Here is a 7,058-nt window from a genome sequence, read left to right as displayed (position 1 = left end):
TACGCCCCGCCGAACGGCGAGCACCTGACGGCCCGGCTGCTGGCGGCGCTGACCGCCAACCCGGACGTGTGGGCGAAGACCGTGTTCATCCTCAACTACGACGAGCACGGCGGCTTCTTCGACCACCAGCTGCCGCCGGTGCCGCCGCTGGCCGCCGGGCGCGGCGCCTCCACCGTCCCCGTGGACGGCGAGGTGGTGGTGCGGGTGTCCAAGGGCGGCTCGACGTACCACCGGGTGGTCGGGCAGGACGGCCGCTACCGGGTCAGGAACGCGGACGGCGGCCTGGGTTGGTCCACCGCGCTGCCCGCCGGGGAGACCCTGGTGGCCGGCCCGTTCCCGATGGGCCTGGGCGTGCGGGTGCCGATGGTGGTGGTCTCGCCGTGGACCCGCGGCGGCGTGGTCGACTCGACGGTGTACGACCACACCTCGGTGATCCGCCTCCTGGAGCAGCGGTTCGGCGTCGCCGAGCCGAACATCTCGCCGTGGCGGCGGGCGGTCACCGGCGACCTCACCAACCTGTTCGACTTCTCCGGGCAGGACCCGGCGTGGCCTGCGCTGCCCGACACCTCCGGCAACCGGCAGAAGGTCACCGACACGGGCAAGCTGCCCGCGCCGACCGTCCCCGAGCCGCAGTGCTTCCCGCAGCAGCCGCGCGCCACCCGCACCGCCCGGCCCGTCCCGTACCACCTTCAGGTCAAGGCGCGGGTCCGCAAGGGCGTGCTCACCCTGGACCTGGCCAACCCCGGCCGGCAGGGCGCGGTGATCGCCGCCTACCCGGAGCCCGGCGCCGCGCCCCGGCACTACACGGTGGACGTGAAGGGCAAGCTCTCCGACAGCTGGCAGCTCGGCCCGGACGGCTACGACCTGCGCCTGCACGGCCCGAACGGCGCGCTGTGGCACCTGCGCGGCGACGCGGCCGGCTCCTACGAGGCGTCGGTCTCCGAGGACGGCGGCGGCGGTTGGCAGTTGGCCGTCGAGGTCGCCAACCGCACCTCCGTCAGCCGGGTGATGACCATCGGCGACCTGGCCTACGGCGGCGGGCAGCGCGAGGTGCGGCTCGGCGCGGGCGAGTCCGCGGTCGTCAACCTGCCGGTGGGCAAGGAGGGTTGGTACGACGTGGTGGTCACCGCCCGGGACGACGCCCGCTACCGGTTCCGCCGGGCCGGCCGGCTGCCGAACCGGGCCGTGGGCTTCACCGACCCGGCGATCGGCCTGGCCGACCCGCTGACCGTCGACGTCACGCTGGGCTCCGCGTCCGCCACCATCGACGAGCCACTGCTGCTGCCCGGCCGGCCCGCCCGGCTCAAGGCCCGGTTCACCGCCACCGCCGACCTCGCCGCGCTGGAGGCCTCGCCGCTGCTGCCCGACGGCTGGCCCGCGGCCCGGGTGGTGACCGCACCGCCGTCGACCGTCGCCGCCGGCGCCGTCGTCGAAGCCGAGTGGGAGGTCCTGCCGCCCGCGGCGCTCCCCGCGACCGGCGTCAGCCGCCTGCTGGTCACCGCCCGCGCCACCGCCGCCGACCGGTACGCCGTCGCCGACGGCGAGCTCGCGGCGCGCACCGCCCCGTCGATGGCCGGGTACCTGCTCGGCGAGGACTTCGAGTCGCTGGCCCCGCAACTCGCGCCCGTCGCGGGCGTGCTGGGCTGGACCGCGAAGGCGCCCGCCGGCTGGTCGGTGGTCAACGCGCCCGGCATGCCGCAGGGCACCGTCCGCCTCCAGGGCTGGACCTTCCACACCAAGCGCGAGTGGTCCACCCCCGCCGGCCAGGACCGCGGCAACTTCACCCGCGGCCTCGGCATCCTCGCCGTCGCCGACCCCGACGACTGGGACGACACCGGATCCCCGTCCGCCAAGGGCAGGTTCGACTCCACCCTGGTCTCCCCCGCCGTCCCGATCCCGCCCGGCGCCACCGCCCTGCACCTCGCCTTCGACTCCCACTACCGCCAGGAGGCCCCCCAGAAGGCCACCGTCACCGCCGTCTTCGACACCGGCGACGAGACCCGCCTGCTCACCTACAGCAGCGACGCCACCGGCAACGACAACGCCGGCAAGGACGCCGAGAACGCCTTCGTCACCCGCCGGTTCGCCGTCCCGCCGAACGCGGGCACGGTCACCCTGAAGTTCCGCATGTACGACGCGGGCAACAACTGGTACTGGGCCGTCGACCACGTCCGCCTGGACGTCCGACCGATCAGCGGCTGAGCCGAAGAAGGCCGGGCCCCGCTCCTGATGCACCGTCAGGAGCGGGGCCCGGCCTCGCCGTTCAGACGATCTGGATGGCCCGGACCCGGGGCGGGTTGTTGGGGAAGGTGATGTCCGTCCAGCGGTCGATCCGCACCGAGTCGCCGTTGACGTCGTAGTAGATCAGGTCGTTGTTGCCGGTGGAGATGCGGTCCACCCACCAGCTGCCGAAGTCGGTGGTGCCGCCGTTGGCGTAGCAGTCGACGCTCTGCCGGCCGTCCAGGTGCGACCAGATCTTCAGGAAGTTCTCGCCGCCGACGCACTGCACGTGGTCGATGGCGAACGCGTGGCCGCTCGGCACGGTGATGGTGAACGCGATCGCCGCCGCGAACGCCGTGGCCAGCGAACAGACGACCCTCTTGGTCCTCGAGAACACGGGATTCCCCTTCGCACGAAGCCGGCCGGCGAACGGCCCGCTGCCGCCCACCCGCTCCGGGAGCCCTCAAGTTAGCGAGGGCGGTCCCCCGTTCGGCCGCAACACTCCGAACGCGAACCACCCTCGCGCGACTTCACCCGTTCGTGTCAGGGCAGTTGTCAGGGCGCTTGGCAGGGCGCTTGTCAGGGCGGTTGTCAGGGACGGGCGAAGAACGGTTTCTGGTCGAGTTGCCGGGGCAGGAACGCCAGTTGCAGGCCGTGGTCCAGCCGGAGGCGCAGGGTGTCGTCGGCGGCCAGGGACTGGGCGAGGCGGGTGGCCAGCGGGCGGGGGTCGGCGGCCGGGTCGGCGAGGACCAGGGCGAGGGTGGCGTCCGCCTCGGTGGAGGGGACGAGGTGGGCGGCGGCGATCTCCGGCTCGGGGGCGAGCAGGTCGCGCAGCGCCCGGTGCACCTCGGGGTCGGCGTGCGGCGGGAGGTAGGGCCGGTTCTCGGCGACGGCGCGCAGGCGGGCGCCGGTCAGCAGGTAGGTGACGGGGCCCGCCGGGTCGACCAGCAGGATCTCGGCACGCTCGGAGAAGGCGACCATCGCGGCCTGCGGGGCGGCCACCGGCGCGGGCCGGGCGTCCGCGCGCCAGGCGGCCATGGTCTCCATCGAGGTGAACGCGGGCAGGGCGCGCCGGCCGTCGGCGGCCTCCAGCACCGGCACCGCCATGTCGCTGGTCTTCTCGCGCTTGTGCCCGTTCTCGTCGTACTCCACCTCCCCGAGCACGGCCACGATCGGCACCATCAGCCGGCTCGGCGTCAACGCGGACAGCAACTCGCCCTCGGTGGACGGGTCCTGCTGCCAGGCGGCGAGGGCTGCGACGAGGACGGGGTCGGCGGTGCCGTCGTCCTCGGCGAACCCGGGATCGGGGATGTTCTTGCGCTCCACCCGTCGAGCGTATGCCACGTTTACGTCGGGGCGGTCGGCGGTGCGCGTGCGGGGCGCGGGCGCGCCGTGGGAGGAGTGCGGCCGGCTCCTGTGCGCGTGGCTCCGGCGGTTCGCCCCACGGGCGCGGCGGCGGTACGGCACGCTGGGCGCAGATGATGCCGGTGGAAGGGGAGATCGTGGGGTACGACCCGATGTTCGCGGTCCGCGGGGCGGCCGAGGCGGTGGCCGAGGCGGCGAAGGACGTGGCCGGCGGGCACGCCGCCTGGGACCGGCCGGCGGACGCCGTCAATTCGCTGGAGCAGATGGAGAAGCTGACCGTCGCGCTCGCGGATCTGCTGCGGCAGCAGGCCGACGCGCTGCCGAGGCTGACCGCGGACCCGCAGGCCGGGGACGCGGCCAAGCTGGTCTCGGAGGCGGCGGCCACCGCCGCGAAGCTGGTGGAGCAGATCCGGAAGGCCGGTGGCACGGCGCGTTCCGTCCGCTGACCCGGGCCATCGGCCCCCGCCCGCTGACTCGGGCCGCCGACCCCCGCCCGGTGCCGCCATGATGATCGGACTGGCCCACCCGGTGTGGGCGGATCGTCGGGCGGGAGTGGTGCGGGAATGGGTGGGTTGCGGATCGGCGTGCTGGCTCCGTTGAGCCGGCCGGGCTGGGTCGAGGCGGGTCGGCAGCTGCTGGGCGGAATGGAGTTGGCGGTCCGGGAGGCCGAGGCGGCGGGCGGCGTCGACGGCCGGCCGGTGGAGCTGCTGGTGCGGGACACGGCGGCCGATCCGCAGCGGGCGGCAGCGGCGGTCGACGAGCTGGCCGCGCTCGGCGTGCGCGCGATCGCGGGCGAGTTCCACAGCGTGGTGGCCCGGGCGGCCGCGACGCGGGCGGACCGGCTCGGGGTGCCGTTCCTCTGCTCGTCCGCGGTGCTGGACGCCCTGACCGACCGCCCGACGGAGCTGGTGGCCCGGCTGGCGCCCGCCCAGTCGCACGGCTGGCGGGTGTACGCGGAGTTCCTGCTCGCCGCCGGCCACCGCCGCGTCGCGGTGGCGACCCAGCGCGGCGCGTACTGGGAGTCCGGCGCCCGCATCCTGCACGAGCGCCTCGCGGCGGACGGCGGCGGCGTGGTCGAACTGGACGCCGATCCCGGCACGGTCGGCGACGCCCTCGCCGCGTCGGGCGCGAGCGCCGTCCTGCTGCTGACGGGCTTCCCCGACCCGGCGGTCCCGATCGTCCGGGCCGTCCGCCGGGACCGGCGGCTGGCCGGTGTGCTGATCGGCGCGCCGGCCGGGCAGCCCGAATTCGCCGAATGGGAGCGCCTGTTGGGCGCGGACGCCGCCGGAGTCCCCTTCCTGCGCTACCTGCCCGAGCGGCTCGACCCGCTCGGCGCGCGGGTCGAGGCGGCACTGCGCGAACACCTGGGCGCGGAGCCGTCGTTCGTCGCGTTCGAGGGCTGGGACACCGTCACCGTGCTGACGGCGATGGCGAGTTCGGGCGCCGCCGACTGGTCCGACGTCCGGGTGACGGGCAGCCGGGGGCCGATCCGGTTCGAACGGGTGCCGGGGATCGGCGTGCGGCAGTGGGCCTGGGCTCCCGTCCAGGTGGCCGACCGCGACCCGGCCGCACCGGGCCGGTGGCGGGTGCTGCACACCGGCTGAACAGCACGACGGTGCCCGCCCCGGGGCGGGGGCGGGCACTCGTCGAACAACGGTACGTCGGGAAATCAGTCTGATGAACTACCCGGAACGGGGGCCTACCGCCCGGTAGGGGGATGTGGCAGTCTGCGGCCATGGCTCTCGCTGAAACCACCGCTCCCGGCGGCACCGTGTCCGAGCGCGCCCGGTACGACCGGGCGACGGCCCACCTGGATGCGCCGCTGGCGATCGTCGACCTGGCCGCGTTCGACGCCAATGCGGCGGACCTGGTGCGGCGGGCCGGCGGGAAGCCGGTCCGGGTGGCGTCCAAGTCGGTGCGCTGCCGGGCGCTGCTGGAACGGGTGTTGGCCCGGGACGGCTTCGCGGGCGTCATGAGCTTCACGCTCGCGGAGTCGCTGTGGCTGGTGCGCAGCGGGTTCACGGACGTGCTGCTGGCGTACCCGTCGGCGGACCGCGCCGGGTTCGGGCGGCTGACCGCGGATCCGGAGCTGGCCCGGCAGGTGACGGTGCTCGTCGACGACGTGGCGCAGCTGGATCTGATCGACGCGGCCCGGGAGGGCTCGGCGACGGTGCGGGTCTGCCTGGAGCTGGACACCTCGCTGCACCTGCTGGGCGGCCGGGTCCGGGTCGGGGCGCGGCGGTCGCCGCTGCGCACGCCCGAGCAGCTGGGCCGGTTCGCCGAGCTGGTGAACGGGCGGCGCGGCTTCCAGGTGGTCGGGCTGATGGCGTACGAGGGCCATGTGGCGGGTGTCGGCGACGCGGTTCCGGGCCGGGCGGTGCGGTCGGCGGCGATCCGGCTGATGCAGGCGAAGGCGCGGGCCGAGCTGGCGCACCGGCGGGCCGAGGTGGTGCGCCGGGTGCGGCAGGTCGCCGAGCTGGAGTTCGTGAACGGCGGCGGCACCGGCAGCGTGGAGTCCACGGTGGCGGAGCGCGCGGTGACCGAGGTGGCGGCCGGTTCGGGCCTGTTCGTTCCGCGGTTGTTCGACAACTACCGTTCGTTCCGGGGCCGTCCGGCGGCGCTGTTCGCGCAGCCGGTGGTGCGGCGGCCCGGGGTCGGCGTGGTGACGGTGCTCGGTGGCGGCTACCCGGCGTCCGGCCCGGCGGGGGCGGACCGCTCCCCCGTCCCGTACCTGCCGGCCGGTCTGCGCTACGACCCGCAGGAGGGCGCGGGCGAGGTGCAGACGCCGCTGCTGGGTTCGGCGGCGGACGACCTGCTGATCGGCGACCGGGTGTGGTTCCGGCACGCGAAGGCCGGCGAGCTGTGCGAGCGGTTCGCACAGCTGCACCTGGTCGAGGGCGACGCGGTGGTGGAGACCGTGCCGACCTACCGCGGCGAGGGTCACACCTTCCTGTAGGCCGGTTGGGAGGCGCTGGTGTCGCGGGCCGCTTCGTAGGCCGTGCCGACGCGCAGCAGGGCGGGCTCGGCGAGTTCCCCCGCGATCAGCTGCAGGCCGATGGGAAGGCCCGCGCCGTCCAGCCCGATCGGTAGCGTCAGGGCGGGCAGACCGGTGACGTTGGCCGGCGCCGTGAGTCGCACGTACGCGTCGGTGACGGTCTCGGTCGAGCCGTCCGGCCAGTGCACCTCGGACTGTCCGCGCTCGGTGGCCGTGCAGGCGACCGTCGGTGCGGCGATCACGTCGATGCGGCCGAACAGGTCGCGCCAGGCCTGCCGGACGACGGTGCGGGCGCGTTGCGCCCGCAGGTAGTCGCCGGCCGGGAGGAGGCTTCCGGCTTCGAGCAGCACGCGCACGTCCTCGCCGAAGAGGTCCGGGCTGTGCCGCAGGTGGTGTTCGTGGGCGGAGGCCGCTTCCGGTCCCATCAGGCCCCACACGACGGGCAGCAGGTAGTCGGTCAGCGGAACCTCCACCTCGA

Annotated in this window: 7 protein-coding genes; 4 read left to right on the top strand and 3 right to left on the bottom strand. The window is 75.0% G+C overall.

Features of this window, described 5'->3' with window-relative positions; genetic code table 11:
- Positions 1-2,202 (top strand): alkaline phosphatase family protein (locus IEZ12_RS30955; protein WP_189276764.1); only part of this gene is annotated, 2,202 nt, incomplete at its 5' end.
- A gap of 61 nt (positions 2,203-2,263) precedes the next feature.
- Here the strand turns inward: IEZ12_RS30955 and IEZ12_RS30950 are convergent.
- Both IEZ12_RS30950 and IEZ12_RS30945 read right to left on the bottom strand, forming a co-directional pair.
- Positions 2,264-2,617 carry a beta/gamma crystallin domain-containing protein gene (locus IEZ12_RS30950; protein WP_100584581.1) on the bottom strand — a complete coding sequence of 118 codons (354 nt, stop codon included), beginning with the start codon at positions 2,615-2,617 and terminating at the stop codon, positions 2,264-2,266.
- A gap of 194 nt (positions 2,618-2,811) precedes the next feature.
- Positions 2,812-3,546: an SseB family protein gene (locus tag IEZ12_RS30945; RefSeq protein ID WP_189276762.1), complete on the bottom strand. Its 735-nt coding sequence runs from the start codon at positions 3,544-3,546 to the stop codon at positions 2,812-2,814.
- 152 nt (positions 3,547-3,698) lie between these two features.
- Here IEZ12_RS30945 and IEZ12_RS30940 point away from each other — a divergent pair, with 152 nt between their 5' ends.
- The 3 genes from IEZ12_RS30940 (at position 3,699) to IEZ12_RS30930 (ending at position 6,541) form a co-directional block, all read left to right on the top strand.
- Entirely contained in the window at positions 3,699-4,031 is a 333-nt protein-coding gene (locus tag IEZ12_RS30940; protein ID WP_189276760.1) for a hypothetical protein, read from the top strand.
- A gap of 117 nt (positions 4,032-4,148) precedes the next feature.
- Positions 4,149-5,189: an ABC transporter substrate-binding protein gene (locus IEZ12_RS30935; protein WP_189276758.1), complete on the top strand. Its 1,041-nt coding sequence runs from the start codon at positions 4,149-4,151 to the stop codon at positions 5,187-5,189.
- A 131-nt stretch (positions 5,190-5,320) separates the two neighbouring features.
- Entirely contained in the window at positions 5,321-6,541 is a 1,221-nt protein-coding gene (locus IEZ12_RS30930; RefSeq protein ID WP_043911651.1) for an alanine racemase, read from the top strand.
- Here the strand turns inward: IEZ12_RS30930 and IEZ12_RS39410 are convergent.
- Positions 6,526-7,058 (bottom strand): amidase family protein (locus tag IEZ12_RS39410; RefSeq protein ID WP_229848358.1); only part of this gene is annotated, 533 nt, incomplete at its 5' end. The genes IEZ12_RS30930 and IEZ12_RS39410 overlap by 16 nt on opposite strands.

The organism is Kitasatospora griseola (assembly GCF_014648555.1).
Classification (GTDB): Bacteria; Actinomycetota; Actinomycetes; order Streptomycetales; family Streptomycetaceae; genus Kitasatospora; species Kitasatospora griseola.
This window is presented reverse-complemented; position numbering and strand designations above follow the sequence as displayed.

What these genes read in the sequence shown, in the direction of transcription:
- IEZ12_RS30935 (WP_189276758.1), top strand. Translation starts at nt 4,149, where the DNA reads ATGGGTGGGTTGCGGATCGGCGTGCTGGCTCCGTTGAGCCGGCCGGGC.
- IEZ12_RS30930 (WP_043911651.1), top strand. Translation starts at nt 5,321, where the DNA reads ATGGCTCTCGCTGAAACCACCGCTCCCGGCGGCACCGTGTCCGAGCGC.
- IEZ12_RS30940 (WP_189276760.1), top strand. Translation starts at nt 3,699, where the DNA reads ATGATGCCGGTGGAAGGGGAGATCGTGGGGTACGACCCGATGTTCGCG.